The organism is Amycolatopsis sp. SID8362 (assembly GCF_010550475.1).
Classification (GTDB): domain Bacteria; phylum Actinomycetota; class Actinomycetes; order Mycobacteriales; family Pseudonocardiaceae; genus Amycolatopsis; species Amycolatopsis eburnea.
In genome coordinates this window covers 1-598 of sequence record NZ_JAAGNB010001588.1, presented here as the reverse complement: position 1 = coordinate 598, position 598 = coordinate 1, and the positions used below count along the sequence as shown (strand labels likewise).

The 598-nt window shown below is 76.9% G+C and carries 2 pseudogenes; both read left to right on the top strand.

Features of this window, described 5'->3' with window-relative positions:
• Window positions 1-146 (top strand): annotated as a pseudogene (locus G3I65_RS57990) (MerR family transcriptional regulator); the annotation flags it as partial.
• An 85-nt stretch (window positions 147-231) separates the two neighbouring features.
• Window positions 232-598: pseudogene (locus G3I65_RS48910) on the top strand (hypothetical protein); the annotation flags it as partial.

The window sequence follows — 598 nt, the reverse complement described above, 5'->3', positions numbered from 1 at the left end:
TCTCGCGCGGGCGGCAGCGGAGCCGGCTGTTCGCGTGCGGGCCGGGCTGGGACCCGGCGGCGCTGCCGGACAAGGTCGAGCTGCTGGCCGACCTGCCGGGTGCGGCGGACCGCATCGAGCACGTCCTGGTGGGCGGGCGCCGGTAGCCGCGCCGTCGGCTCTTCGCGGCCCGGTGGGGTCCCGCGGCAGTTCGATCATGTTTCTGTCGGTGGGACCCGCTAGAAAGGACGGGTGCACGAACCCGCCCTGAGGGCCGCCGCGTTCGGGAGCGATCCGCTCCCGGATCGCGCCGTGCTGCGCGGCGGCGGCAGTGCCCGGGAGCGCCTGCTCGCCGCGATCGTGCTCGGTGCTCAGGGCCGGTACGCCGCCGCGGCCACCCTCCTCGATCGCCTCCGCGACGACCCCGACTCCGTGATCGCCTCCCTCGCCGCCACCACCCTCGCCTCCCACCGGCGGCAGCTGGGCGGGCACCGGCAAGCCCGCGCGCTCGACGGCGAGGCTCTCGCCAAGGTCGCCGGCGTCGAGTCCGAGCCGGACCCCGATGGTCTCGACGCGGCCGGCGCGCGGGCCGATGCCTTCCTCGGCCTCGCCGCCGACA